Consider the following 25,745-nt stretch of genomic DNA (forward strand, 5'->3'; position numbering starts at 1 on the left):
AGACCGGACCTTCAGAGGAGGGAAGCCCCGGAGTGTCGGCAACGCCAATGACATCGGCATGACGTGACGATGCAGGAATCGTGTTGTGCGACGGCCGGCACCCGCCGCTTGCTTCAGTACCGTGCGTCCTTGGGTTTCGGATCGCGCGGCCAGTCCTTGCTCTTGTTGGCGAAGTCCGGCCGCGGCTGGTTGATGAAATAGCCGGCGATGTCCACTGCATCCTGGTCGGGCATCACCTGCTGCCCCAGCGGCGGTTCGCGGGTCACCGCCGGCGGCATGTTGTGCTTGATGAAGCCGGCCGCCTTGTACAGGCGCGCCATGCCAGCGCCGATGTTGAAGCTGTGGTCGCCCCACAGCGGCGGGAAGGCGATGTCACCGCTGGCGTCGCGCCGGCCTTCGCCGTTGTCGCCATGACAGGCGGCGCACTGCACGGCGTACAGCGCCTGGCCGCGGATCGGGTCCGGGGTCAGCGTGCTGTCGATCGGCCCCTCGCTGGGGGCGGCCACCTTTGCACCGCCTGGCACGGGACTGCTCAGCCACGCCATGTAATCGAGCATCGCGCGCATCTGCGGCGCGTCCTTCGGCAGCGGCTTGCCGTTCATCGAACGCTGCAGGCAACCATTGATACGCTCGGTCAGCCCGATCACCTTGCCTGGGCGCGGCATGTAGCGCGGATAGGCGCCGCCACCCGTGTTGAAGTAGTGGTTGCCGAACGGCCGCTTGCCCTCGGCCATGTGGCACGAATTGCAGTTCAGATCGTTGCCGACGTTGTCCGGCAGCAGGCGCGCGGTCTCGTTGAGGATGCGCCGGCCGAGCATCACCGATTCGGCATTGCCCAGCCCGGCGATCTCTTCGGCGCTGGGTGCGTGGTAGTGGCCGACCACTTTGCCCTGCGCATCGAGGATATCGATCGTGCTGGCTACGGCGGCATCCAGGTCCGGGTACAGATGGCGATAGGCGAGGGTGCCGGCGCCGGCCAGCAGCACGAGGGTGACCACGCTGCCGACCAGCAGGCGGGAGCGTCTGCGCGAACGTTTCATGGTGCGGCCTCCTGCGGAACGTAGTGCACCGGCTTGTCACGCACCACCCGGCGCATGCGCGCCACGTCGACCTCGCTCACTGCGCTGGCCTGGTTGCCCCAGCTGCTGCGGATGAAGGTCAGGATCTGTGCCAGCTGCGCATTCGGCAGCTGCTCGAAGCCAGGCATGGTGAACGCCATGCGGTCGTGCGGGGTATGCGGCGTGCGTCCGCCGATCAGGGTCACCTGTACCAGCGAACTGGGATCATCGGCGAACACGATCGAGTTGCCGGCCAGGGCCGGATAGACGCGGGGCATGCCACGGCCATCAGCACGGTGGCAGGCCTGGCAGTGCTCTGCATAGGCCAGCGAGCCGGCCACGCGGTAGTCGCCGCTGCGCAGTGCGGCGGTGGTGGTGTCGGTACCGGGTGACCACTGTGCGCTGCGGCCCTCACGCGCCGGCAGCTGCTTCAGATAGCGCGCCATCGCCAGCAGGTCAGCGTCGGACAGGTACTGCGTGCTGTGCTCGACTACGTCGGCCATGCCGCCGAAGGCTGCCGAGCGATCGGTGCGTCCGGTGCGCAGGAAGTCGACGATCTCGCCCTCGCTCCAGCTGGCCAGGCCGGTCGACTCGTTGCGCAGGTTCTTCGCGTACCAGCCTTCGAGCACCGAGCCGGACAGGAACTGGCGGCTGCCATCATCGGCCATCGCCTTTTCCTGGAATGCCAGGCCACGTGGCGTGTGGCAGGCACCGCAGTGGGCCAGGCCCTCCACCAGTTCGGCGCCACGCTGCTGGCCGGCATCCAGCGACGGATCGGGGCTGAAGCTGCGTGGTCGTGCGAACAGCAGCTGCCACCAGGCCAAAGGCCAGCGCATGTTGGCCGGCCACGGAATCGTGCTGTCGGCGTTGTCCTGCTTCACCGGCTGCACCGAACCCATGAAATAGGCATACAGCGCCTTGATCTCGGCATCGCTGGCGATCACGTACGAGGCATACGGCATCGCCGGATACAGCGGCTGGCCATCGTGGCGGAAGCCGCGGCGCACCGCGCGCTCGAAGTCGGCGTAGTCGTAGGCACCAATGCCGGTGTCCGGATCCGGCGTGATGTTGGTCGAGTAGATCGTGCCCATCGGCGTCTGCATGCCCAGGCCACCGGCGAACGGCTTGCCGCCCGGCGCGGTGTGGCAGGCCGCGCAGTCGGCGGCGCGCGACAGGTACTGCCCCCGCGCGATCAGTGCCGCGTCGTGGATGTCGACCTTCGCCACCTGTCGTGGGGCAAACCAGTAGGGCGTGGTGCGGGCGATGCCATAGGCGACGGCCACCGTGGCGGCCAGGGCAATGGCGAGCTTGAACGAGGTGCGCATGACGGCACTGTGGGCACTCCCGCGCGCGGGTTCATTGATCCGGATCAATGACTGAACGGATACAGCTTGTACACCAAACTGAATCGTTCCCGCCTTGTCATCAAGCCGTCATCCAGGCGCGATAGATGGCCGGTCTATTGGGGCGTTAACGTCTCGATCTGTCTGATTCGCCCCTATGACGTGATATGAAGCGCCTGCTGCTGTTGTTGCTGGCGTGCGCCGGCCTGTGGCTGGCTGCATGCTCCTCCTCGATCAATGCCGCATCCACCTCGCTCGCTGATCGGCTGATTGCGCCAGGTGGCGTGTCGACCCTGCTCGATCGCCCGCGCATTGCTGCAGCCATCGCCGAGCTGCCCAACCGCCATGGCTTCGCGCCGGGCCGCGATGGCGTGCCTATCTTCTGGCGTGTGTTCGATCCCGGCGATTACGGCGCGCGTTACCACTACCTGCCGCAGCACCACGAGAACGGTCTGCCGCTGGATACCGGCCTGAGCCTGGCAGTACCACAACCGTTCCGTGCGCAGGCACCGCGCGGCACCGTGGTGGTGCTGCACGGCTGGATGATGAACGGTGATTCGATGCTGCCGTGGTCGCTGCAGCTGGCCGAATCCGGTTATCGCGTGATCACCCTCGACCTGCGCAACCATGGCCAGTCCGGCGCCGGTCCGTCCGGATATGGCACCTATGAATCCGATGACGTGGTCGATGTGATCGGTGAGCTGCGTGCACGTGGCGAAGTGACCGGGCCGCTGTACCTGTTCGGTGTGTCCTACGGCGCGGCCACGGCGGTGTTCACCGCCGACAAGCTGGGCGACCAGGTGGAAGGCGTGGTGGCGATGGAATCGTTCGCCAATGCCGGCGTGGCAATCCGCACCATGATCCCGCACCTGATGGGGCTGCAGCCGGAAGGCCTGAAGGCGCAGGCGGTGGCCTCGTTTGCACGCTGGCGCTATGGCGGCCAGGACATCAACCAGGTGATCGCCGCCGCCAGCCGCCGCATCGACGTCGATCTGGACCGCGTGGACGTGGCGCGCGCGCTGGCCGATACCCGCGCCTGCGTACTGCTGCTGCACGGGCAGGGCGACCAGCACATTCCGGTCAGCCAGGGTCGCGAACTGGCGTTGGCCAACCCGCGCGCGCACTACATCGAAATGCGCGGCGAGGATCACATCACCCTGCCGTTGCGGCTTGACCTGCTGGCCGGGGTGGTCGATGACTGGATGGCGCGCGACGAGCACCATCCGCAGAGCGCTTGCCCGGCACCGCAGCTGCCGGCGCAGGCCGAGTGGCTGACGCGCAGCTGAGAAAAGGGGACGGAGGGGATTAAGTCGTTTCCAGCCCAGGTGTGCGGGAAACGACTTAATCCCCTCCGTCCCCTTTTTCTGTCAGGGCAGGCGGCGTGCCAGTGATCGCGCGGATGCGGCGACGCCGAGCAGCAACGCGGCCACGCACAGGAAGGCGAAGCCGAGGCTGGTGGCGTGTGCCAGTGCGCCGATCGCTGCCGGGCCGGCGAGGATGCCGGCGTAGCCCAGCGTGGTGACCGCAGTGATGGCGATGCTCTCCGGCATCACCCGCTGCTGGCCCGCCATCGAGAACAGCGCCGGCACGATGTTGGCGCAGCCCAGCCCGACCAATACATAGCCGGCCAACGCCACCGGGAACGAGGGCACCAGCGTGGCCAAGGTGAAGCCAGCTGCCGCGGTGATGCCGCCGATGACCAGGGTGCGGGTCCGGCCGAGGCGCTCGACGATGCCGTCGCCGAACAGGCGCATCGCGGTCATCGCCAGGGTGAACAACGCAAAGCCGGCGCCGGCCTGGTCGCGCGGCACCTGGCGTACGTCGGCCAGGAACACCGCGCTCCAGTCCAGCATCGAGCCCTCGGCGAGGAACACTACGAAGGCCAGCACGCCGATGAACAGCACCACGCCATGCGGCAGCGCCAGCAGTGGCCCTTCATGCAGGATCCGTTGCGGGCGCCAGTGCGGTGCCGACAGCACCGCGACCAGCAGCAGTGCCGCCACCGACACCAGCGCGGCCAGCCAGAGTGGTGTGCCGAGGATCAGCAGGCCGGTCATGCAACCGGCACCGACGAAACCACCGATGCTGTAGAAAGCGTGGAACCCGGACATCATCGCGCGCCCGGCATCACGCTCGATCGCTACGGCCTGCATGTTCATCGCGCAGTCCAGCGCGCCGACGCCTGCACCGAATATGAAAAGCGCCGCACCCAGTGCCACGGGTGAGGGCGCCAGCACCAGCAAGGGCAGGGCACACAGCACCATCGCGCAGGTGATCACCATCACCCGGCGGCAGCCCAGCCGGCCGGTCAGCGCGCCGGCCAAAGGCATCGCCAGCAACGAACCCAGCCCAAGGCACAGCAGCACCGCGCCAAGGCTGGCATCGGTCAGCCCGGCCTTGGCCTTGGCATAGGGCACCATCGGCGCCCACGCGGCAGTGGCGAATCCGGGAATGAAGAAGGCGGCACGGGTGGCGTGCTGCTGGGCACGTGGGGATGAAGGCGTCATGCGCGATGCGAAGCTCCAAGGAACACCCATGAAAACGATTTCAGGCTGGGTCGGCAAGTGCCTTGCGTGACATTGGGTGACGCATACGATTGCAGTGACCCGATTGCGTCACCAGCGATTAACGCCACGCACGGACAGTGGGTGCACGGTCGGCATTCCGCCGGCCGCTGTCGCAGGCCTGTACATGAGCACGACTGTGGTGATCTGGAAGGCGCCGCTAGCCAGTACCTCCGGTGATGTTCTGTACAGAATCGCCCGCGGTGCGTCATGGCATCGCGGGCGCTACGGTTACAGCGGCAGGTCGAACACCAGCACTTCGGCGTCGTTGCCGTTTTCCAGGGTCAGCTGCGCCTCGTCGCTGACCTGCAGCGCATCACCGGCTTCCAGGGTGATGCCATTGACCTGCAGCTGGCCGCGGGCCACCTGCACATAGGCGCCACGGCCATTGCCGAGCGCGTGGTGCAGCTTCTGGCCACCATCGAGGATGGTGGCGAAGATGCGGGCATCCTGGTGGATGCGCAGCGAACCGTCGGCACCGTCCGGCGAGGCGATCAGGCGCAGCTGGCCGCGCTTGGTTTCCGGAGCAAAGTGGGTCTCCTCGTAGGACGGCGTGATGTTCTCGGTGTCCGGGAAGATCCAGATCTGCAGGAAGTGCACGGTTTCGTCGGCCGAGTGGTTGAACTCGCTGTGGCTGACACCGCTGCCGGCGCTCATGCGCTGCACGTCGCCGTAGCGCAGCACCGAGCCGGTGCCCATCGAGTCCTTGTGCTCCAGCGCGCCGCCCAGCACATAGGAAACGATCTCCATGTTGCTGTGGCTGTGGGTGCCGAAGCCCTGGCCGCCGATCACCTTGTCCTCGTTGATCACCCGCAGCGGGCCGAAGCTGACGTAGCGGGGGTCGTAGTAGTTGGCGAAGGAGAAGGTATGGCGCGAGGACAGCCAGCCATGCTCGGCCAGGCCACGGGTAGCGCTCTTGCGGATCTGCAGCATGATGGAATCTCCTTGTTCGATGGTTTCGATGGGGCGGGGTGGGGCGGTAGTAGCCATGTTTCCCCCGTTGGAGAGAAGTATCCGCTTGCGCCGGGGATTTGAAAAACGGATAGTTTTGACAGCCATCATCGAAAAATTCGAATGCTCAAGCTCAGCCTCGATGCCCTGCAGATCCTGGACGCCATCGACCGCCGCGGCTCGTTCGCCGGCGCCGGCAAGGCCCTGCACAAGGTGCCCTCGACCATTTCCTACACCGTGGCCAAGCTGGAGGAGGACCTCGGCGTCCAGCTGTTCGACCGGGTCGGCCCGCGTGCCGAACCGACCGAGGCCGGCCGCGCCCTGCTGGACGAGGGGCGGCATCTGCTGCGCGCGGCGCGCGAGCTGGAGCTGCGGGTGCGCCGGGTGGCGTCGGGCTGGGAGACCGAGCTGACGCTGGCGGTGGACTCGGTATTTCCGACCTGGCTGCTGGGTCCGGACATCGCCGCGTTTCGTGAGGCGGAGGCGCCGACCCGGCTGCGGCTGATCGGCGAGGCCCTGTCCGGCACCTGGGAGGCCCTGCTGGACCGCCGCGCCGACCTGCTGGTCGGTGCACCGGGCGAGGGGCCCAGTGGCGGTGGTTACGTGGTCGAACCGCTGGGCACGGTGGAGTTCGTGTTCGCGGTCGCGCCGGATCATCCGTTGGCCAGCGTGCCGGGCGTGCTCGGTCGCGAGCAGCTGGTCGAGCACTGCGCGATCGCCGTTTCCGATTCGGCGCGGCGGCTGCTGCCGCGCACGGTGGGCCTGTTGATGGGGCAGGAGATGCTGACCGTGCCGGACATGGCCAGCAAGCTGAAGCTGCAATGCGAAGGCGTGGGCTTCGGTTTCCTGCCCGAGCCGTGCGCGCGCGCGGCGGTGGCGCGTGGCCAGCTGGTGATCCGCGAGGTGGAGGAACACAAGCCGGAAGAGACCTTCTGGCTGGCTTGGCGCACCGGTGAGGATGGTGCCGCACTGCGCTGGTGGCGCGAGCGCCTGCGCAGGCCGGAGCTGCTGTCGCAGTGGTGGCAGGCAATGGCCAGGGGGTAGGGGTACGGCAGGGCTGCGCCCTGCGCCCGCTACGAGCTGGAGCAACAGCAACAGCAACAGCAACAGCAACAGCAGAAGCTGGTTTCCTGAGGGATGGCGGGGTGGGTCCGGTTGCGGGGGACGCTGCAAGTACGTCCATGTAAGCTCGGTCGCCGCATCCATGCGGCTCACGCCCCCGCAACCGGACCCACCCCGCCTTCGACAGATTTCCGCGATCTGTCGGAACGGCATGGACCGCTGTTGGTAGGTGTCGACCTTGGTCGACACAGTAGATTCACGCCATGCGTGGATGCTTTTCGATCTCGATTCGAAATATTCGATTCCGATGAAGATTCATCCACGCATGGCGTGGATCCATCAGATCGCGGAAATCTGTCAGAGGTGGGGCGGTGTCGGAGTGCGGGGTGTCCGCGGCATGGATGCCGCGGCCAAGCCCCCATGGACGGGTTCACGGCGTCCCCGCACTCCGACACCGCCCCGCCACCCCACGGAATGCGTGCTGTTGCTATTGCTCCGGCCGTTGCTTCGGCGGGTGCAGGGCGCAGCCCTGCCGAAAAACACACATAAAAAAACAGCAGGCCGGGGCCTGCTGTTTCGGTGTAATGGTGCGCCCGGAGAGATTCGAACTCCCGACCGCCTGGTTCGTAGCCAGGTACTCTATCCAACTGAGCTACGGGCGCCAATTACATAAACTTGTTGTGCTGACTGTGTATGGTGCGCCCGGAGAGATTCGAACTCCCGACCGCCTGGTTCGTAGCCAGGTACTCTATCCAACTGAGCTACGGGCGCGCGGTACACAATCAACTTACTACTTAATTTTACTGCATTTCCAGCGGCGGATGCTGGAAACCTGTCGAGTGGTGCGCCCGGAGAGATTCGAACTCCCGACCGCCTGGTTCGTAGCCAGGTACTCTATCCAACTGAGCTACGGGCGCCCTGCGACAGGAGCGGAATTATGCGGATGTCGGCGCGCACCGTCAACAGTTTTGTGAAAATTTTCATCCAACTGAATGAAAAAGCTGTCAGCCACGGCGTCCGGGGCCTTCAGCCAGGCGAAATGATCGGCGCGCGTGCCCAGTTCCTGCGCGGACAGCACGCGCAGCTGCGCGTCCACATTCGGCAGCTTCGCCAGCAACGTCTGCATCGATCCGGTCGGTGCCAACCAGTCGTGCTCCATCAGCACCGCCTGCGCGCTGCCATGCACGCGCGCCATCTGCGCATCAAGATCTTCGTCCATGCCGGCCGCGGCATAGTGGTTGTTCAGGCCGACGCGTGCCCAGTCGGCGATCAGTCCGTGCGCTTCGGTGCCACCGAAGCCGAGGCGCCGACCATGCAGCACGCCCTGGCGGTGCGCGATCCACGGCAGGAAGCGGTAGACCAGCGGCAGCAGCCAGCCGCGCGGTGGCGGGAAGCCGCGCCAGAACGGTGAGCCGCTGGCCGCCAACCACAAGCGATTGAAGCGCTGCGGATTGCGGCCGGCATGCACGCAGGCCAGCTGGCCGCCGAGGCTGTGGCCACCGATGATCCAGGGCAGGGCGCCGGCCTCATCATCCGCCGCGACAAGCACCGCCTGGCTGGTAGGTAGATCCTGCTCCAGTACTTCGCGATAGCCCCAGTCCTGCGTGCGCGACGGGCGCAGCGAGCTGCTGCCGTTGCCGCGCCACTCATGCAGGTACACCGCCACGCCCTTCGCCGCCAGCGCCTGCGCAAGCGGCAGGTAGTGGCGCGCGGCCACGCCCAGCGCCGGCAACCACAGCAGGCGCGCGATGGGCCTTGCGGGCACGCAGGCAATCACTTCATAGCGATGGCCATCAGTGCACTGCACGGCAATGACATCCGGTGCGAGGCTCATGCGTGCGGTGCCGCGCCGAAGTGATCCAGCACCAGCACCTCGCTGCGGCCGGGGGCATAGCCCTGCTGCAGGCCGCGTGCAACGTAGTCGATGCCGGCTTCGCAGGCGTTGGCCAGGCTCAGGCCGTTGCACAGCTGCGCGGCGATGGCCGAGGCCAGCGTGCAGCCGGTGCCATGTGCATCCAGTGGCAGGCGGGCGTGGATGAATTCTTCGCTGCTGACGCCGTCGAAGTAGCGGTCGATCACGCGGTTGCCTTCCTGCAGATGGCCACCTTTCAGCAGCACCGCACCGGCGCCCAGGTCGAGCAGGGCGGAAGCGGCGCGCTCCGCGTCATCGCCGTTGCCGATCTTTCGTCCGACCAGCAGCTCTGCTTCCGGCGTGTTCGGGGTGATCAGCGTGGCCAGCGGGATCAGGCGCTCGCGCATCGCCTGCAGGGCGCTGTCTTCCAGCAGGCGTGCGCCGCTGGTGGCGACCATCACCGGGTCCAGCACCACGTGCGGCGGGCGATGGCGCTCCAGTGCGTCGGCGACGGTGTTGATCACCTCGGCGTTGGCCAGCATGCCGAGCTTCACCGCGTGGATGTCGAAGTCGTCGAAGCAGGCGTCCAGTTGTGCGCGCAGGAAATCGATCGGCGGCACATGCACGGCGATGACGCCTCGGGTGTTCTGTGCGGTCAGCGCGGCGATCGCGGAGAGACCGTGCACGCGATGCGCTGCAAAGGCCTTCAGGTCGGCCTGGATGCCTGCGCCGCCGCCGGAGTCGGAGCCGGCGATGGTGAGGGCGGATACGGGAGTGGTCGGGCTCATCCAGCGATTGTGCCGTGGTCCCGCTGGGGAAGGTAGATCCACGCCATGCGTGGATGTCCTTGATTCAATGCCTCCAACGCGCCCATTGCTGGTACAGCACATAGCCCAGCCCGGTCAGGCCGGTCAGCAGGGCCGGGGCGAGCAGGGCGTCGTACTGCCAGCGCATGAACAGCCAGGCGCCGATCATGCCGCCGGCGAGGAAGCCGCTGATGATCAGTCCGCTGAGGGTCAGCCGCCGTACCTGCAGCGGCAGTCCGCGCAGCAGGTGGCCCAGGCCGATGCCGAGATCGGTGAACATGCCGCTGAGGTGGGTGGTGCGCACCACCGCGCCGCTGAAGGTGGTGGCCATTGCATTCTGCAGGCCGCAGGCCATGGCGGCGGCCAGTGCGCCCCAGATCTGGTGCCGCTCGAACAGCGGAATGGCCACCAGCAACAATGCCGATTCCAGCGCCAGCGCCACGCCGTAGCGGCGGCCCAGCTGCAGGGTGCTGTCCTGGATCAGCAGGCCGCTGAGCATCGCGCCCAGCGAGAAGGCGATCAGCAGGCCCCACAGGTGGCCAACCGCGCGCCAGTCACCCTGGGCCAGTGCCATGCCGAGCTGGCTGGTACTGCCGGTCATGTGGCTGACCGCCTGGTGTTCGAAACCCAGGAAGCCGACCACATTGACCATGCCGGCCACGCACGACAGCGCGACCGCGCCGATCCAGACCCAGGTGGGCAGGCGTATTCCCATCGGCGGGCCCCTCAGGGCCCGCCTAAGCCGCCGTTGAACTGCAGCTCGCTGAAGGTGTTGCTGGCCGGGTCGAACACCGCGCCCCAGAACTGCGCGCCGCCATCGCAGACGCGGATCGCTTCGCGGGCTGGATTGATGCCGCTGTCGTCGGGCAGGTGGAAGGCGTTGATGTAGATCAGCCGTTGGCCTGCGCTTTCGATGCCGACGTACTGACGGTCAAAGTCGAGCACCTTCGGCACCTGGGCTTCCAGCGAAGACAGTTTCGCTTCCAGCTGGTCGACCTGCTGCCGGCTGGGCGCCCAGTAGCCGCTGACCCGCCCGGCCTCGCGGCCGGGGCTGGGCCGCGAGCAAGTGTCGAGCACCTGCGCGGCAATGATCGGGCGGGTGACCACCCAGGATTGGCCGGTACGCTCGGCGGTCGGCACGCTGGCCGGGCCGCGCGTGGTGGTGCAGGCACCCAGAACGGCTGCGAGCGCGATCGCAGCCGTGGGCAGCAGCAGGCGGGTGCAGCGGTTCACAACACCTCCGAAGCGTAATCGGCCAGGCGCGAGCGTTCGCCACGGCGCAGGGTGATGTGCGCACTATGCGGCCAGTTCTTGAAGCGATCCACCGCGTAGGTCAGGCCCGAGGTGGTCTCGGTCAGGTAAGGCGTGTCGATCTGCTCGACGTTGCCCAGGCAGACGATCTTGGTGCCGGGGCCGGCACGGGTGATCAGCGTCTTCATCTGCTTCGGGGTGAGGTTCTGTGCCTCGTCCAGGATCAGGTAGCGCGACAGGAACGTGCGGCCGCGCATGAAGTTCATCGAGCGGATCTTGATGCGGCTGGCGAGCAGGTCGTTGGTGGCCTGGCGCCCCCACGTGCCGCCTTCCTGGTTGTGCGTGAGCACCTCCAGGTTGTCGGTCAGTGCGCCCATCCACGGCGTCATCTTCTCTTCTTCGGTGCCGGGCAGGAAACCGATGTCCTCGCCGACGCTGACCGTGGCGCGGGTCATGATGATCTCGCGGTAGCGCTGCTGGTCCATGGTCTGCGCCAGGCCGGCGGCCAGTGCCAGCAGGGTCTTGCCGGTGCCGGCGGTACCCAGCAGCGTGACGAAGTCGATCTCCGGGTCCATCAGTGCGTTGAGGGCGAAGTTCTGCTCGCGGTTGCGTGCGCTGATGCCCCACACGGCGTGGCTGCCGTGACGGAAATCATCGACCAGCGACAGCACCACCTTGCCATCGCCGACCACGCGGCTGACGCGCAGCTCGACTTCATCTTCGCCGGGCAGGTAGACGTACTGGTTCGGGTACCACTCCTCGCCATCCTGCGCCAGGATTTCGTAATGCGTGCGGCCCTTGTCGCTCCAGCTGCGCAGGTCGTCGCCGTGGCGCTTCCAGAAGTCTTCCGGCAGTTCGGTGGCGCCGGTGTAGAGCAGGCTGAAATCGTCCAGCGCGCGGTCGTTCTCGTAGTCCTCGGACACGATGCCGGCGATGGCGGCCTTGATCCGCAGGTTGATGTCCTTGGAAACGAACACCACCGGCAGGTCCGGGGTTTCTTCCTTCAGGGCCAGGATCGCGCCGAGGATGGCGTTGTCCGGGATCACCTTGCCGAAGCTCTTGCCGGCGTCGAAATGGCTGGTCTGGAAGCGCAGCTTGCCGGCGCTCTGCTTGCCGCGCAGCTGCAGCCCATTGGGGCGCTGCAGCGGAATGCCGTCGGCCAGGTTGTCCAGGCCGGAGGCCTGCACCAGCTCATTGAGGAAGCGGCTCACCTGGCGGGCGTTGCGGCTCGCCTCGGAAGTGCCCTTCTTGCCGTTGTCCAGCTCCTCGATCACCTGCATGGGCAGGTAGACGTCGTGCTCCTCGAATTTGAACAGCGCGGTGGGATCGTGCATCAGCACGTTGGTATCCAGCACGTAGATGCGCTTGCCTCGGGTCATCGTCGATTCCTGGTTACGGACAGGGAAAAACCACCACGGCCTGCTGCAGGGCAGGGTGATGGCAGGCACAGTAGGCAGTGGGACTCACTTGGACTGGGAGGCCTTCAGTTCGGCGAGAACGGCATCGGCATGGCCGGCAACCTTTACCTTGCGCCAGGACTGCACGATGCGGCTGTCGGGGGAAATCAGGAAGGTGCTGCGCTCGATGCCACGTACCTGCTTGCCGTACATGTTCTTCATCTTGATCACGTCGAAGGCGCTGCACAGCGCTTCATCGCCATCGCTGACCAGCGGGAAGCTGAAGCCCTGCTTGGCACAGAAATTGTCGTGCGACTTCACCGAATCGCGCGAGACGCCCAGCACGACCGCGCCGGCCTTCCTGAACTTCGGCAGCAGCGCGTTGAAGTCGATGCCTTCGGTGGTGCAGCCGGGGGTGCTGTCCTTGGGGTAGAAGTACAGCACCAGCCAGTGGCCGGCATAGTCGCCGAGGGTGGCCTGGTCGCCACCGGACAGCGCCAGTGGCAGGGAGAGGGTGGTGCTGTCCAGGGTATCGCCGTTGTTCATGAGGTCCTTCTGTCGAGCCTGGGTTCTTTCCAAGACAATTGCATGAAACGCCACGCGCCCGTGAGAGGCGCGCGAAAAATCAGAATTTCATCGGGTCCATGATCGCGTCCAGGTTCAGGTGGTCGCAGAACTCAAGGAAATCGTCGCGCAGCGCGGCGATGTGCATGTTGGCCGGCACGCCGATGGTGACCTGTGCACTGAACATTTCCGCACCGGTCTGCATGGCGCGGTAGCGCGTGCTCTGCAGGTTCTCGATGGTGATGCCCTGGCGGTCGAAGAAGTCGGCCAGCTGGAACAGGATGCCCGGCTTGTCGGCGGCGATCACTTCGACGATGTACGGCAGCAGGTTGGACTGCGCCTGCTTGGCAGCGGTGCGGTACCAGACCAGCTTCAGGCCCTCTTCGCGCTCCAGCCGGGTCAGCATCGCCTCGAGCTTGGCCACCGAGTCCCAGGAGCCGGTGGCCAGCGCGGTGACCGAGACATCGCGGCCGACCGTGGCCAGGCGTGCGTCCACCAGGTTGCAACCGCTGTCGGCGATGCGGCGGGTGACGGACAGCAGGGGGGACTCCGGATGCGTCGTATAGGCGTTGATCAGGAGGTGGTTTTCGCTCGGCGCGGGGCGCGTGGTGGTGTCGGTCAAGGCGATTCCGGGTAATGCATGCGTTAGTCTGAATGCCCGCCAGAGGCGGGGATCCACCGGTGTCCAGCATACTTGCCCGTGCTTTCGCGCCGCAAGTAACATTCAGGTCGCCCCCAGCCTTTCGTGGCGGGCGTTTCCCTTCCCAGCCAAGAGCAGCACGTCCTTGTCCCTTTCCGGCCTCATCACCGCGCTGGCGACCCCGTTCCGGGCCGACGGCGCCCTCGATCCCGACGGTTGGCAGCGCCTGCTGCACCTGCAACTGGAAGGTGGCGTCCATGGCGTTGTCGTAGCCGGCTCGACCGGTGAAGCGGCGACCCTCACCGATGCCGAGTACGACCTGCTGCTGGCCAGCGCGGTCGAGCGCATCGGCGGCCGCATCCCGGTCATGGCCGGTACCGGCCTTTCGGGCACCGCCAAGACCATCGAACAGACCCGCCGTGCCGCCGCGCTCGGCGCCAGCCATGCGCTGGTGGTCACCCCGCCTTACGTGCGGCCGACCCAGGCCGGCCTGATCGCGCACTACCGTGCAGTTGCCGACCAGGGCGGGCTGCCGGTCGTGCTGTACAACGTGCCCGGCCGCACCGGTTGCGATATGCAGCCGGAGACCGTCGCCGAGCTGGCCAGCCACCCCAACATCGTCGGCATCAAGGAGGCGGTGGGCGACACCGGCCGGGTGCAGGCGTTGCTGGCCCTGCGCAGCCCGCAGTTCGCCGTGCTCAGCGGCGACGACGGTACGGCGGCGCGTTCGATCCAGGCCGGTATCGATGGCCTGATCTCGGTGGGTTCCAACGTTCTGCCGGGCGCCTACCGCCGGATGTGCGAACTGGCAGCCGCGCACGATCACGAAGCCACCGGGTCGTGGGATGCGCGCCTGCATCCGTTCCATGATTTCTGTGGCGTCGAACCCAACCCGATCCCGGTCAAGGCGCTGCTGCGCCGCATCGGCATCGGTCATGACCTGCGCCTGCCGCTGCTGCCGCTGTCGGCATCGCACCATGCGGCGGCCGACCATCTCGCCGGCGACATCGCCGCCCTCGAAGCCCTTTCCAGCCACTGACCTTCCGTCTTGGTCTGATCCAGGAGATTCACATGCGTCAATCCGTTTCCACCGTCCGCGTGCTGTCCTATGCCCTGCTTGCAGTGGCCGTCGCCGCCGGCACCACCGGCTGCTTCAAGCGTGGCGTCAAGGGCGACTACGCCCTGGCCCCGGAAATGCGTCCGCTGGAAGTGCCGCCGGACCTGAACCTGCCCAACGCCACCACCGACACCAAGGTGCCGACACTGGCCTCGGCCACCAAGCCGGCCGCGCCGGTCGCCGCAGCGCCGGCGGTGGGCAACACAGGTTTCACCATTGCCGGTGGCAAGGATGAAGCCTTCGCCAAGGTCGGTACCGCACTGGAAGGCGTGGAAGGCGTGACCATCGCCAGCCGCGCACAGCTGCTGGGCTCGTACGACGTGGCCTACGAAGGCAGCAACTTCCTGGTCCGCGTGGTGGCGGTCGATGCCGGCGCCTACATCTCCGCGGTCGACCCGCGTGGCCTGCCGGCCACCGCCGAAGCGCCGGTGAAGCTGATCGCCGCACTGAAGGCGAAGCTGGCCCAGTAAGGGCCGGTAGGGTGGGTGTGGGCCTTGGTCCGCACCCTCTGGTAGCGCCGGGCCATGCCCGGCGAGCATATAGCGCGATCACGGTTCCGCCGGGCATGGCCCGGCGCTACCGGAAACGAAAAAGGGCGCCATGGGCGCCCTTTTTCGTTGCCGCAGCGGGCGCTTCTCAGCGCTCCAGCAGCTTCAGCTTGTCCGGCTTGCCGTCCCATTCGCCGGCGTCGGCGGGTGGGTCCTTGCGCACGGTCAGCACCGGCCACTCCTTCGCCAGCTCGGCGTTGAGGGCAACGAAGCCCTCCTGGCCCGCAGGAACGTCGTCCTCCGGGAAGATCGCATTGACCGGGCACTCCGGCTCGCAGAGGGTGCAGTCGATGCACTCATCCGGGTCGATCACCAGGAAGTTCGGGCCTTCGTGGAAGCAATCCACGGGGCACACTTCCACGCAATCGGTGTGTTTGCACTTGATGCAGTTTTCGGTGACGACAAAGGGCATGGGCTTGGGGGTGGATCGATTCCTGAACCCGCCAATTCTAGAACAGGTTGGCCCCCGGTGTCGGCGCGGGACGGAAAACGGGCGTCTGGCAGGCGCGGCCATTGGCGGCACGGCAGGCCTGTGCGACGCTGCGCGGCACCCGGTCCTGGTGGCCGGGCTCCCTTCCCAGCAGGATCATCCATGTCCCAAGCCCAGTCCGGCACCGCCTCCCACGGTGGTGAAAACACAGCGTTCATCGTCCTGATCAGTTGCGTGGCCACGCTTGGTGGGTTCCTGTTCGGCTTCGACAGTGGTGTCATCAACGGCACGGTTGATGGCCTGCGCCAGGCCTTCAACTCCAGCGAGGCGGCGCTGGGCTTCGAAGTCGCCTCGATGCTGCTGGGCTGCGCGATCGGTGCATTCCTGGCCGGTTGGTTGGGCGACCGCCTGGGGCGCCGTGGTGTCCTGATCGTGTCCGCGCTGATGTTCCTGGTTTCGGCGCTGGGCGCCGGTGCCGCCCATGCTTCCTGGCTGTTCATCGCGGCCCGCGTGCTGGGCGGCTTCGCGGTGGGGGCGGCCAGCGTGATGTCGCCGGCCTACATCGCCGAAGTCGCCTCGGCGCGCTATCGCGGCCGACTGGCCACGGTGCAGCAGATGGCGATCATCTGCGGCCTGTTCGCGGCCTTCCTCAGCAATTACCTGCTGGCCCGCGCCGCCGGCGCCTCGACCGAGCCCTTGTGGCTGGGCCATGAGGCCTGGCGCTGGATGTTCTGGATGCAGGCGCTGCCGTCGGGGGTGTTCCTGCTGCTGTTGCTGCTGATCCCGGAAAGCCCGCGTTTCCTGGTGCTGAAGGGCCGCCAGGCGCAGGCGAGGGCGGTGCTGACGCGGCTGTACGGTGAGGTCGCCGCCACGGCCAAGCAGGCTGAGATCGAGGCCAGCCTGGCCCAGGACCAGCACAAGCCGCGTTTCGGCGACCTGCGCGACAAGGTCACCGGCAAGCTGCGCCCGATCCTCTGGGTGGGCATCGGCCTGGCCATGTTCCAGCAGCTGGTCGGCATCAATGTGGTGTTCTACTACGGTGCGGTGCTCTGGCAGGCAGTGGGCTTCTCGGAAAGCGATGCGCTGCTGATCAATGTGTTGTCCGGTGCACTGAGCATCGGTGCCTGCCTGCTGACGGTACTGCTGATCGACCGCATCGGGCGCAAGCCGCTGCTGTGGGTCGGCTCGGTCGGCATGTCGGTGGCGCTGGTGCTGATGGTGGTGGCGTTTGCCAGTGGCAGCCTGGTCGACGGGCGCCTGCAGCTGTCCGATGGCATGGGGCGGCTGGCGCTGGTCGCGGCCAACGTCTACGTGGTGTTCTTCAACATGTCCTGGGGCCCGGTGATGTGGGTGATGCTGGGCGAGATGTTCCCCAACCAGATCCGCGGCCCGGCGCTGGCCGTGGCGGGGGCCGCGCAATGGACCTCGAACTTCGCGATCACCGTGACCTTCCCGATGCTGCTGGCCGGCATCGGCCTGGCTGGCGCCTATGGCATCTATGCGGTCGCGGCGATCCTCTCGATCTTCTTCGTGGTCCGCTACGTGCGCGAGACCAAGGGCAAGGAGCTGGAGCAGATGGAAGGCTGACGTCGTCTGGCTTCGGTTGCATTCCGTTGGCGCCTCGGCGTCATCGAGGGCGAAGGCGGGCAGCCCAAGCCGGGGCACGCCGTGAACCCATCCATGGGGGCTCGATGGCGCCATCCATGGCGCCAACGGTCCCGGCTTGAGCTGCCCCGCCTTCGCGTCAGGCATTGCGGTTCTGGCGGACGCAGGTCTGCGCGTCGGGATTGAATTGGCTGCGGAGGAGCGAGGCTGTTCGTGCCGCCGTCGCGGCAAATCGTCTGGAGGGGGTGGCCCGCCCCCTCCCACGCAGGAACAGGGGGGCGCTACTGCGACCAGGCCGACCGATGCCAATGCAAACCCCGGAAAACAGAAAAGCCCGCACAATGGCGGGCTCTTTCGGTTCCTGCTGCGGCGACTGGCGCTCCCTAGGGGACTCGAACCCCTGTTTTAGCCTTGAGAGGGCCACGTCCTAACCACTAGACGAAGGGAGCGTAACTGTGTCGCTGCCGAGGCAGGAGCGCTAGTATATGCACCTCGATGCCATTGGGCAATCCCGAAACTTCAACCGGAAGCGCCAACATCATTTCCTCTGCTACATCACCGTTCAGCCTGCGCGTCATCCCGCGCGACCAGCACACGATCTCCCGCAAGGACATCAGCCCGAACGCCCTGCGCGTGCTTTATCGCCTGCGCGATGCCGGCTTCGGCGCCTACCTTGTCGGCGGCGCGGTGCGCGATCTGCTGGTCAATGGCCAACCCAAGGATTTCGACGTGGCCACCGACGCCACGCCCGAGCAGGTCAAGCAGTTGTTCCGCAACTGCCGCCTGATCGGCCGCCGGTTCCGCCTCGCCCATGTGGTGTTCGGCCGCGAGATCATCGAAGTCGCCACCTTCCGTGCCAACAGCGATGACGGCAGCGGCGACCGCGAGATGGAAAACGGCATGCTCGTGCGCGACAACGTGTACGGCACCATCGAAGACGACGCCATCCGCCGCGACTTCACCTGCAACGCCCTGTACTACGCCATTGAGGACTTCTCGGTGCGCGACTACACCGGGGGCTTCGAGGACGTGCAGGCGCGCCTGATGAAGCTGATCGGCGACCCGGAGCAGCGTTACCGCGAAGATCCGGTGCGCATGCTGCGTGCGGTGCGCCTGGCGGCCAAGCTCGGCTTCCAGATCGAAGAGGGCACTGCCACGCCGATCCCGCACCTGGCCGGCCTGCTCAACGAAGCCGCGCCGGCGCGCCTGTTCGAGGAAGTGCTCAAGCTGTTCCTGTCCGGGCATGGCGTGGCCAGCTTCGAAGGCCTTGAGCGGTACGGCCTGCTCGACGTGCTGTTCCCGGAAAGCGCCAAGGCGCTGAAGGCCAACCGCACCGGCGCGCTGCGCCGCATGCTGGTCGAGGGCCTGGCCAACACCGATGCGCGCGTGGCCAACGACGAACCGGTGTCGCCGGCGTTCCTGTTCGCGCTGCTGCTGTGGCCGGCGTTCTGCCGTGCACAGGCGACCCTGCTCAAGCAGGGCGTCGCACCTGAAGAGGCGCAGCGCCGCGCCGCCGACCGCGTCACCGTGCAGCAGCTCAGCACCATCGCGCTGCCGCGCCGCTTCTCGCTGCCGATGCAGGAAATCTGGCTGCTGCAGTCGCGCTTCAGCTCGCGCCAGCGCAAGCGCGTGTTCCGTACCCTGACCCATCCGCGCTTCCGCGCCGCGTTCGATTTCCTCAGCCTGCGCCAGGTGGCTTCGTCCGAGCACGCTGCCGATGTCGAATTCTGGCGCGAAGCGCAGGCGCAATCCGGTCGTGAACTGGAGTCGTCGCTGGATGCGATGCACAGCGAAGACGGCGATGATGAAAGCGGGGCACCGCGCAAGCGCCGCCGTCGCCGCCGCCGTCCGGGCGCCCCGGCCGGTGCAACGGGCGAGTAAGCAATGACCCTTGCCTGGATCGGCCTCGGCGCCAACCTCGGCGACGCGGCCGCCACCGTCGACGCGGCGATCGCCGCGCTCGACGGCCTGCCTGCGACCCGGCTGCGCCAGGCCTCGCGCCTGTATGCCACGCCGGCCTGGGGCAATGAAGACCAGCCACCGTTCGTCAATGCGGTGGCTGCGGTCGAAACCACATTGCCGGCCGATGAGTTGTTGCAGGCGATGCTGGCGCTGGAGCAGCGCTTCGGTCGCGTGCGCGATCCGGCAGTGCACTGGGGCCCGCGCGCGCTGGACCTGGACCTGCTGCTGTACGGCGCGCAGGAGTTCGATCAGCCCGGGCTGAAGGTACCGCACCCATGTATGCACGAGCGTGCCTTCGTGTTGGTGCCGCTGGCCGAAATCGCGCCGGATCTGGCCATTCCCGGCCACGGTCGCGTGCAGGATGCAGTGGTGCGGGTCGATACCTGCGGGATCGCGCCGATAGGGTGATAATGACCGGGTTATCTCCCCCGGTTATCAGCACATGAGCACCCACGCAGACAGCAAGCCCTGGACCGTTCCCGCCCTGGCCGAGGCCAAGCGCAATGGCCAGAAGCTGGTCATGTTGACCGCCTACGACGCCGGCTTTGCCCGCACTTTCGACGCCAACGGCGTTGACCTGATCCTGATCGGCGACTCGCTGGGCATGGTCGTGCAGGGCCATGATTCGACCCTGCCGGTGACCGTGGCCGACATGGTCTACCACACCCGCGCCGTAGCCCGCGTGCTGCAGCGTGCGCTGCTGGTGGCCGACCTGCCGTTCGGCGCCGACGCTACGCCCGAACGCGCGCTGGATGCCTCGCTGCAGCTGCTGCAGGCCGGTGCCGAGATGGTCAAGATCGAAGGTGCAGGCTTCAAGGTCGACATCATCCGCTACCTGGTGGAGCGCGAGATCCCGGTCTGCGCGCATCTGGGCCTGACCCCGCAGTCGGTGCTGCGACTGGGCGGCTTCAAGATCCAGGGCCGTGGCGATGCCGCGCGCCAGCTGGTGGAAGATGCCAGGGCCGTGGCCGCTGCCGGCGCCAGCATCATGGTGCTCGAATGCGTGCCGACTCCGGTCGCCGCCGAAGTGACCGCTGCAGTGGATGTGCCGACCATCGGCATTGGCGCGGGCCCGCAGTGCGATGGCCAGGTGCTGGTGCTGCACGATTTCCTCGGCCTGGACAGTGGCCATCGCCGTCCCAAGTTCGTCAAGGATTTCCTTGCCGAAGGCGGTTCGGTGGCCGGTGCCACCCGCGCCTATGCCGACGCCGTGCGCGACGGCAGCTTCCCCGACGAACAGCACGCCTACGCCCAATGATCCAGACCTTCAACGAGCTCGGCGCACTGCGCGAGCAGATCGCCCAGTGGAAGCGCGAGGGGCTGCGCGTGGCGCTGGTGCCGACCATGGGCAACCTGCATGGGGGCCACCATTCGCTGGTGACCCTGGCCCGCCAGTACGCCGACAAGGTGGTGGCGAGCATCTTCGTCAACCCCACCCAGTTTGGCCCCAACGAGGACTTCAGCCGTTACCCGCGCACACCCGAGGCCGACGTGGCCGGGCTGGAGCAGGTCGGCTGCGATGCCGTGTGGCTGCCCAGCGTGGAGGCGATGTATCCGCTGGGCGTGGACAGGACCACGCGCATGCACGCGCCGGGTGTCAGTGAAGTGCTGGAAGGCGCCAGCCGTCCGGGTCACTTCGATGGCGTGTGCACGGTGGTGGCGCGGCTGTTCCTGCAGGTGCAGCCGGACGTGGCCGTGTTCGGCCGCAAGGACTACCAGCAGCTTGCCGTGATCAAGCAGATGGTGGCCGAGCTGTCGTTCCCGATCCAGATCGTCGGTGCGGAGATCGTGCGGGACGAGGATGGCCTGGCCAAGAGTTCGCGCAACCAGTACCTGAGCGCCGAACAGCGCCCGGTCGCGACCACCATCCACCGCACCCTGCTGGGCATGCGCGAGGGCTACGTCGCCGGGCAGGCACGCGAGCGCATCGAGGCCGATGCCACCGCTGCGCTGCAGGCCGCCGGTTTCCAGGTGGACTACGCCGTGCTGCGCACTCCGGAACTGGCCGAGCCGACCTTCGACGGCGGTGGCCGCGTGGCGCTGATTGCCGCGCGGCTGGGCACCACCCGCCTGATCGACAACCTGGAGTTCTGAGCCGCATGCGGCTCCGGGGCGCCCGCATCGGGCGCCTCTGACCATCCCAAGGACGGGAGACTGGACATGACACCCCGCACCAACGACGCCGGCCGCCTTGCCCAGGCCTCGATCCTCGCTGTGCTGGCTGCCGGAATGCTGCCGGCGCAGCTGTTCGGCGGCCTGCTGTTTGCATTGGACCTCGGGCGTACGCCGGTGCCGGCCCTGATCGGTGGCGGGCTGATGTTCGTACTGGCGGTCTGCAATGCCATTGCCGTGCTGTTGCCGATGGCGCTGATCCTGCAGTCTCAGCAGCGCCTGCGCCGGGTCGGTTTCGTCCTTGTGGGGTTCGGCCTGGGCGCGCTGGCCATGGCCACCTGTGCCTGGCCGGGCGATGACAGTGGCCCGCTGCTGCAGCGCCTGCGCTACGTCGACACCTTCGATGTGATCCGCTATGGCCTGTCAGTGCTGGCTGCCGGGGGCTTCGGTGCGGTGGCGGGCTGGGCGTTCCATGCGGTATTCCGCCTGTCGCTGGCAGGTAGCGTTGGCCCCATGCCGCCAGCGCTGCCGGGCGAGCGCGCCTGAACGGCCTTCAGCGTCCTGCTGCAGCCCCCTGATGACGGCCAAGCGGGTGCTAGAATCCGCTCTTTCCTTTGCCGTTGCAGCGCCCCCATGCACCTGTCCCTGCTCAAGACCAAGATCCACCGCGCCACCGTCACCCATTCCGAGCTGAACTACGAAGGCTCGATCGCCATCGATGACAACCTGCTGGCTGCCACCGGCATCCGCGAGTTCGAGCAGGTGCACATCTGGGACGTGACCAACGGTGCGCGTTTCTCGACCTACGCCATCCGCGCCGAAGCCGGCAGCGGCGTTGTCTCGCTCAACGGTGGCGCCGCGCGCCACGTGCAGGTCGGTGACATCATCATCATCGCCGCGTTCGCCAGCATGACCGAGCAGGAAGCTGACAGCTTCAAGCCGAAGCTGGTGTACGTTGATGGCAACAACCAGATCACCCACACCAACGACACGATCCCGACCCAGGCCGCATGACAACGAACAACGGATTCGACTCGCTGCATTCCCACGCCCAGCGCCTGAAGGGCGCAAGCATTCCCAGCCTGCTCGCCGCCGAACCCGGTCGTGTACAGGAGCTGGCGCTGCGGGTCGGTCCGTTGTATGTCAATTTCGCCCGGCAGAAATACGATGCCGCGGCGTTGCAGGCGCTGTTGGCGCTGGCTGCCGAGCGTGATGTCGGCGGCGCGATCGCGCGCCTGTTCCGCGGCGAGCAGGTCAACCTGACCGAAGGCCGCGCCGCGCTGCACACCGCGCTGCGTGGCGATGTGGTCGATGCGCCGGTGGCGGCCGAGGCCTATGCCACCGCGCGCGCGATCCGCCAGCGCATGGGCGTGCTGGTGCGTGCGCTGGAAGACAGTGGCGTGACCGATGTGGTCAGTGTCGGCATCGGTGGTTCCGACCTTGGCCCGCGCCTGGTCGCCGACGCGCTGCGCCCGGTCTCCGGTGCACGCCTGCGCGTGCATTTCGTGTCGAACGTGGACGGCGCCGCCATGCAGCGCACGCTGGCCATGCTGGATCCGGCGAAGACCGCCGGCATCCTCATCTCCAAGACCTTCGGTACGCAGGAAACGCTGCTCAACGGCCAGATCCTGCACGATTGGCTGGGCGGCAGCGAGCGCCTGTACGCGGTCAGCGCCAATCCGGAACGTGCCGCCAAGGCCTTCGCGATCGCCGCCGATCGCGTACTGCCGATGTGGGACTGGGTCGGTGGCCGTTATTCGCTGTGGTCGGCGGTCGGTTTCCCGATCGCGCTGGCGATCGGCTTCGAGCGCTTCGAGCAGCTGCTGGAAGGCGCGGCGCAGATGGATGCGCATGCGCTGGATGCACCGCTGGAGCGCAACCTGCCGGTGCTGCACGGCCTGACCGACATCTGGAACCGCAACGTGCTGGGCCATGCCACGCATGCGGTGATGACCTACGACCAGCGCCTGGCGCTGCTGCCGGCCTACCTGCAGCAGCTGGTGATGGAAAGCCTGGGCAAGCGCGTGCAGCGTGATGGTGCGCCGGTCACCACCGACACCGTGCCGGTGTGGTGGGGTGGGGCAGGCACCGATGTGCAGCACAGCTTCTTCCAGGCGCTGCACCAGGGCACCAGCATCGTTCCGGCCGATTTCATCGGCTGTGTGCACAACGATGATCCCTACACGATCAATCACCAGGCCCTGCTGGCCAACCTGCTCGCACAGACCGAGGCGCTGGCCAACGGCCAGAGCAGCGATGATCCGCACCGTGACTACCCGGGCGGTCGCCCGAGCACGCTGATCCTGCTCGACGCGCTGACCCCGCAGGCGCTGGGTGCGCTGATCGCCATGTACGAACACGCCGTGTACGTGCAGTCGGTGATCTGGAACATCAACGCGTTCGACCAGTTCGGTGTCGAGCTCGGCAAGCAGCTGGCCAGTGGCCTGCTGCCGGCGCTGCAGGGCGAGGATGTGGCGATTGCCGATCCGATGACCCGCGAGATCCTGGCGCAGCTGAAGGGCTGATCCGGGTTGGGAATGCCGCCGGGCATGGCCCGGCGCTACCCTTCGTTGCGCTGGTAGCGCCGGGCCATGCCCGGCGGACACGACGCCGCGTCACCGGCTCGGGTCGCGCTCCGGGCTCGGCCGCTTGGCCAGCTTGCGCTGCAGCGAGCGCCGGTGCATGCCGAGCAGGCGTGCCGCCGCTGACACGTTGCCGCCGGTCTCGTGCATCGCCTGCTGGATGTGTTCCCACTGCAGGCGGCTGATCGGCGTCATCGCATCGGGCACTTCCATTTCGCCATCGTCGGCCGGGCCGTCGTCTTCCTCGCCGAGGGCGCGCAGGATCATCGGCACCGTGGCCGGCTTCGGCAGGTAGTCATCCGCACCCAGCTTGATCGCCTCCACCGCGGTGGCGATGCTGGCGTAGCCGGTCACCAGCAGGATCCGCATGTCCGCGCGCAGCGCGCGCAGCGGCTGGATCAGTGCCAGGCCGGAATCGCTGCCCAGCTTCAGGTCGATCAGCGCGAACGCCGGTGGATGCTGGCGGGCCAGCGCCAGCGCACTGGCGGCATCCTGTGCGGTCTGCGTTTCAAGTCCCTTGCGGGCCAGGCTGCGTTGCAGGGTGCGCAGGTACAGCTCGTCGTCGTCGACCAGCAGGCCCAGGGGGGAATGGTGAAGGCTCATGGGGTGTCCTCGCGTGGGGCCAGCGGCAGGCGGAAGCCGACGCGGCTGCCGGCCCCCTGGGCCGGGCGCATCCACATCTCGCCGTCGAGGCGTTCGATGGTGGCATGGGACAGGGCAAGGCCGACGCCCATGCCCTCGCTCTTGCTGCTGCCGAACAGCTTGCCCGGCAGCACGGCGGCACGGGCGTCGAAGCCATGGCCGTAGTCGCGGACTTCGCCGATCAGGTCGTCGCCTTCGATGCGCAGGTCCAGGTCCACGCGCGGCCGGCCGGCCTTTTCGCCGGCATCGGCGGCATTGTTGAGCAGGACCATCAGCAGATGGCCCACGCCCGGATCGAGTGGCAGCCGTAGCGGCGCATCGTCGTTGCGGTGCAGGTCGATGGTCGGCCGCACCAGGCGCCATTGTTCCAGCACCTGCTGGGCGCTGGAGTGGCTGCGGCCCGGTGCGTCGGCCGAGGCCGGCGCAGCCAGTGCCAGCACGCGCTCCCGGCACTGCACCAGCAGCTCGCGCAGCGTTTCCATGTCCTCGCGCACTTCCGGCTCTTCGCTGCGCTCGGCCACGTCGTCGGCGAGCAGGGTCATGGTCGCCAGCGGCGTGTTCAGTTCATGCGCCACCGAGGCGGCATGGGTGGCCAGCGCGACGATGCCCTCGTTGCGGGCGAAGCGCTCGCGCAGTGCCGACAGTTCCAGTTCGCGCTCCCGCAGGGCCAGCGCCAGCCGGGTGGAGAAGGCCAGTACCACCGCGGCGGAAATCAGGAAGTTGGCGACCACGCCCCAGCGATTGAGGTCCTGCGCGCGGAAATAACCATCCGGCAATGGCTGGCCGAAGATGCCGCTGGCGGCGTAGCCGAGCAGGCAGGCCAGCGCCACCGCCAGTGCCCAGCGCAGGGGCAGGGCGAACGCGGCCAGCGCGATCAGGATCAGGAACAGCGAGCTGAACGGGTTGGCCATGCCGCCGCTCCAGCCGACCATCCAGGTCAGGATGATCACGTCCACCAGGATGTGGCCGAACGCGGTCAGCGGTGCGGTGTCGGCCGCTTCCGGACGCAACTGGGTATAGATGTTGAACAGGGCCAGCACCGCCACGCCGGCCCATAGCGGCAGCTGCGGCAACGGCAGGCCCAGCACCCAGGTGGCAACCAGGATGGTGGCGGCCTGGCCGCCTACGGCAAGCCAGCGCAGGCTGCACAGGGTACGGAGAAACGGGGCGTCGGGACCGGTCATTCACGCTCATCGTATGCGTTCACGGGCGACCGTGCCTGCGACAATAGGCCGCAGCCGTGCCACCGGCTGAATGCG

General features: G+C 67.2%; 26 protein-coding genes and 4 tRNA genes. 12 read left to right on the top strand and 18 right to left on the bottom strand.

Going from position 1 to position 25,745, the window contains the following annotated elements; genetic code table 11:
* Positions 1–113: 113 nt before the first annotated feature.
* On the bottom strand, positions 114–1,040 hold the full coding sequence (locus CCR98_RS08195) for a c-type cytochrome (protein WP_087922213.1): 927 nt from the start codon (positions 1,038–1,040) through the stop codon (positions 114–116).
* On the bottom strand, positions 1,037–2,383 hold the full coding sequence (locus tag CCR98_RS08200) for a cytochrome c (RefSeq protein WP_087922214.1): 1,347 nt from the start codon (positions 2,381–2,383) through the stop codon (positions 1,037–1,039). Before CCR98_RS08200 ends, CCR98_RS08195 begins: the two co-directional genes overlap by 4 nt.
* A 185-nt stretch (positions 2,384–2,568) precedes the next feature.
* On the opposite strand from CCR98_RS08200, the gene CCR98_RS08205 reads away from it, so the two are divergent.
* The gene (locus CCR98_RS08205; RefSeq protein WP_087922215.1) at positions 2,569–3,687 is read left to right on the top strand and encodes an alpha/beta fold hydrolase; all 1,119 of its coding nucleotides are present in this window, start codon (positions 2,569–2,571) and stop codon (positions 3,685–3,687) included.
* 81 nt (positions 3,688–3,768) lie between these two features.
* On the opposite strand, the gene CCR98_RS08210 is transcribed toward CCR98_RS08205, so the two are convergent.
* The gene (locus CCR98_RS08210) at positions 3,769–4,908 is read right to left on the bottom strand and encodes an MFS transporter (protein WP_087924160.1); all 1,140 of its coding nucleotides are present in this window, start codon (positions 4,906–4,908) and stop codon (positions 3,769–3,771) included.
* Between the two features lie 288 nt (positions 4,909–5,196).
* The gene (locus tag CCR98_RS08215) at positions 5,197–5,898 is read right to left on the bottom strand and encodes a pirin family protein (RefSeq protein WP_049461316.1); all 702 of its coding nucleotides are present in this window, start codon (positions 5,896–5,898) and stop codon (positions 5,197–5,199) included.
* A 141-nt stretch (positions 5,899–6,039) separates the two neighbouring features.
* Here CCR98_RS08215 and CCR98_RS08220 point away from each other — a divergent pair, with 141 nt between their 5' ends.
* Positions 6,040–6,960 carry a LysR family transcriptional regulator gene (locus CCR98_RS08220; RefSeq protein ID WP_087922216.1) on the top strand — a complete coding sequence of 307 codons (921 nt, stop codon included), beginning with the start codon at positions 6,040–6,042 and terminating at the stop codon, positions 6,958–6,960.
* A gap of 603 nt (positions 6,961–7,563) precedes the next feature.
* Here CCR98_RS08220 and CCR98_RS08225 read toward each other — a convergent pair.
* From CCR98_RS08225 to CCR98_RS08270, 10 genes are all read right to left on the bottom strand, one after another.
* Positions 7,564–7,640 (bottom strand) — tRNA-Arg (locus tag CCR98_RS08225).
* Positions 7,641–7,672: 32 nt separating this feature from the next.
* Positions 7,673–7,749 (bottom strand) — tRNA-Arg (locus CCR98_RS08230).
* A gap of 69 nt (positions 7,750–7,818) precedes the next feature.
* Positions 7,819–7,895 (bottom strand) — tRNA-Arg (locus CCR98_RS08235).
* Entirely contained in the window at positions 7,886–8,812 is a 927-nt protein-coding gene (locus CCR98_RS08240; protein WP_087922217.1) for an alpha/beta fold hydrolase, read from the bottom strand. The genes CCR98_RS08235 and CCR98_RS08240 overlap by 10 nt, the downstream gene beginning before the upstream one ends.
* On the bottom strand, positions 8,809–9,618 hold the full coding sequence (gene thiD, locus CCR98_RS08245) for a bifunctional hydroxymethylpyrimidine kinase/phosphomethylpyrimidine kinase (protein WP_087922218.1): 810 nt from the start codon (positions 9,616–9,618) through the stop codon (positions 8,809–8,811). Before thiD ends, CCR98_RS08240 begins: the two co-directional genes overlap by 4 nt.
* Before the next feature lie 64 nt (positions 9,619–9,682).
* Positions 9,683–10,351: a YoaK family protein gene (locus CCR98_RS08250; RefSeq protein ID WP_049447181.1), complete on the bottom strand. Its 669-nt coding sequence runs from the start codon at positions 10,349–10,351 to the stop codon at positions 9,683–9,685.
* 11 nt (positions 10,352–10,362) lie between these two features.
* A complete protein-coding gene (locus CCR98_RS08255; protein WP_087922219.1) occupies positions 10,363–10,869 on the bottom strand; it encodes a hypothetical protein in 507 nt (168 codons plus the stop codon).
* Positions 10,866–12,266, bottom strand: a complete 1,401-nt coding sequence (locus tag CCR98_RS08260; protein WP_014036782.1) for a PhoH family protein — start codon at positions 12,264–12,266, stop codon at positions 10,866–10,868. The genes CCR98_RS08255 and CCR98_RS08260 overlap by 4 nt, the downstream gene beginning before the upstream one ends.
* Positions 12,267–12,350: 84 nt before the next feature.
* Positions 12,351–12,830: a peroxiredoxin gene (locus tag CCR98_RS08265; protein WP_006432429.1), complete on the bottom strand. Its 480-nt coding sequence runs from the start codon at positions 12,828–12,830 to the stop codon at positions 12,351–12,353.
* Positions 12,831–12,909: 79 nt separating this feature from the next.
* Complete coding sequence (locus tag CCR98_RS08270; RefSeq protein WP_087922220.1) at positions 12,910–13,470, bottom strand: glycine cleavage system protein R; 561 nt, start codon at positions 13,468–13,470, stop codon at positions 12,910–12,912.
* Positions 13,471–13,633: 163 nt separating this feature from the next.
* Between CCR98_RS08270 and dapA the strand changes: the two genes are divergently transcribed.
* Both dapA and CCR98_RS08280 read left to right on the top strand, forming a co-directional pair.
* Positions 13,634–14,527 (top strand): 4-hydroxy-tetrahydrodipicolinate synthase, encoded by an 894-nt coding sequence (dapA, locus tag CCR98_RS08275; protein WP_087922221.1) that lies wholly within the window; start codon positions 13,634–13,636, stop codon positions 14,525–14,527.
* A gap of 32 nt (positions 14,528–14,559) precedes the next feature.
* Positions 14,560–15,075, top strand: a complete 516-nt coding sequence (locus CCR98_RS08280) for a hypothetical protein (RefSeq protein WP_014036785.1) — start codon at positions 14,560–14,562, stop codon at positions 15,073–15,075.
* A 166-nt stretch (positions 15,076–15,241) separates the two neighbouring features.
* Here CCR98_RS08280 and fdxA read toward each other — a convergent pair whose 3' ends face one another.
* A complete protein-coding gene (fdxA, locus tag CCR98_RS08285; protein ID WP_005409054.1) occupies positions 15,242–15,565 on the bottom strand; it encodes a ferredoxin FdxA in 324 nt (107 codons plus the stop codon).
* Positions 15,566–15,745: 180 nt separating this feature from the next.
* On the opposite strand from fdxA, the gene CCR98_RS08290 reads away from it, so the two are divergent.
* Positions 15,746–17,170, top strand: coding sequence for a sugar porter family MFS transporter (locus tag CCR98_RS08290; protein WP_087922222.1), 1,425 nt, complete (start codon positions 15,746–15,748; stop codon positions 17,168–17,170).
* Positions 17,171–17,562: 392 nt separating this feature from the next.
* On the opposite strand, the gene CCR98_RS08295 is transcribed toward CCR98_RS08290, so the two are convergent.
* Positions 17,563–17,637, bottom strand: a tRNA-Glu gene (locus CCR98_RS08295).
* Positions 17,638–17,689: 52 nt separating this feature from the next.
* On the opposite strand from CCR98_RS08295, the gene pcnB reads away from it, so the two are divergent.
* The 7 genes from pcnB to pgi all read left to right on the top strand — a co-directional run bounded on the left by pcnB (position 17,690) and on the right by pgi (position 23,787).
* On the top strand, positions 17,690–19,069 hold the full coding sequence (gene pcnB, locus CCR98_RS08300) for a polynucleotide adenylyltransferase PcnB (RefSeq protein ID WP_087922223.1): 1,380 nt from the start codon (positions 17,690–17,692) through the stop codon (positions 19,067–19,069).
* A 3-nt stretch (positions 19,070–19,072) separates the two neighbouring features.
* Complete coding sequence (gene folK / locus CCR98_RS08305; protein WP_087922224.1) at positions 19,073–19,558, top strand: 2-amino-4-hydroxy-6-hydroxymethyldihydropteridine diphosphokinase; 486 nt, start codon at positions 19,073–19,075, stop codon at positions 19,556–19,558.
* A 34-nt stretch (positions 19,559–19,592) separates the two neighbouring features.
* Positions 19,593–20,408 carry a 3-methyl-2-oxobutanoate hydroxymethyltransferase gene (gene panB / locus CCR98_RS08310; protein WP_004153072.1) on the top strand — a complete coding sequence of 272 codons (816 nt, stop codon included), beginning with the start codon at positions 19,593–19,595 and terminating at the stop codon, positions 20,406–20,408.
* The gene (gene panC, locus CCR98_RS08315) at positions 20,405–21,244 is read left to right on the top strand and encodes a pantoate--beta-alanine ligase (protein WP_087922225.1); all 840 of its coding nucleotides are present in this window, start codon (positions 20,405–20,407) and stop codon (positions 21,242–21,244) included. The genes panB and panC overlap by 4 nt, the downstream gene beginning before the upstream one ends.
* 66 nt (positions 21,245–21,310) lie before the next feature.
* Positions 21,311–21,808: a hypothetical protein gene (locus CCR98_RS08320; protein WP_087922226.1), complete on the top strand. Its 498-nt coding sequence runs from the start codon at positions 21,311–21,313 to the stop codon at positions 21,806–21,808.
* A gap of 87 nt (positions 21,809–21,895) precedes the next feature.
* Positions 21,896–22,276: an aspartate 1-decarboxylase gene (gene panD, locus CCR98_RS08325; RefSeq protein ID WP_006432456.1), complete on the top strand. Its 381-nt coding sequence runs from the start codon at positions 21,896–21,898 to the stop codon at positions 22,274–22,276.
* Complete coding sequence (gene pgi / locus CCR98_RS08330) at positions 22,273–23,787, top strand: glucose-6-phosphate isomerase (RefSeq protein ID WP_087922227.1); 1,515 nt, start codon at positions 22,273–22,275, stop codon at positions 23,785–23,787. The genes panD and pgi overlap by 4 nt, the downstream gene beginning before the upstream one ends.
* A 90-nt stretch (positions 23,788–23,877) precedes the next feature.
* Here pgi and CCR98_RS08335 read toward each other — a convergent pair whose 3' ends face one another.
* Together CCR98_RS08335 and CCR98_RS08340 are read right to left on the bottom strand one after the other, a co-directional pair.
* The gene (locus tag CCR98_RS08335) at positions 23,878–24,447 is read right to left on the bottom strand and encodes a response regulator transcription factor (RefSeq protein ID WP_087922228.1); all 570 of its coding nucleotides are present in this window, start codon (positions 24,445–24,447) and stop codon (positions 23,878–23,880) included.
* The gene (locus CCR98_RS08340; protein WP_049447253.1) at positions 24,444–25,670 is read right to left on the bottom strand and encodes an ATP-binding protein; all 1,227 of its coding nucleotides are present in this window, start codon (positions 25,668–25,670) and stop codon (positions 24,444–24,446) included. Before CCR98_RS08340 ends, CCR98_RS08335 begins: the two co-directional genes overlap by 4 nt.
* Positions 25,671–25,745 lie beyond the last annotated feature (75 nt).

This window comes from Stenotrophomonas sp. WZN-1 (genome assembly GCF_002192255.1).
GTDB lineage: Bacteria > Pseudomonadota > Gammaproteobacteria > Xanthomonadales > Xanthomonadaceae > Stenotrophomonas.